Raw genomic sequence first — 345 nt, forward strand, 5'->3', positions numbered from 1 at the left:
ACGTCGAATTGAATTCTTGACTACTCAAGTTTACTCAAAAGCTTTTACAAACTTTCCGGTAAAACTTAAATGTGTTAGTTGTTATCTAGTTTTCAAGGAACAAGTTCAATTGTGAATTGTCAATTATGAATTTCGAATTGCTTTTGAGAGCTTCTCTGAGATGCTTTCAACAATTCATAATTCAAAATTCATCATTCATAATTGCTTTTAGAGAGATTATTCTCTCAAAACTGAAACACAGCGTCAGCGTACTTTTCCTAAGAAAAGCATCGACTAGAGTTTTAACTCCATAGAAAGGAGGTGATCCAGCCGCACCTTCCGATACGGCTACCTTGTTACGACTTC

General features: G+C 35.4%; 1 rRNA gene. It reads right to left on the reverse strand.

Annotated elements, in window-relative coordinates:
* Positions 1-293: 293 nt before the first annotated feature.
* Positions 294-345, reverse strand: a 16S ribosomal RNA gene (locus DS745_RS04325); the annotation flags it as partial.

Source organism: Anaerobacillus alkaliphilus (genome assembly GCF_004116265.1).
Classification (GTDB): Bacteria; Bacillota; Bacilli; order Bacillales; family Anaerobacillaceae; genus Anaerobacillus; species Anaerobacillus alkaliphilus.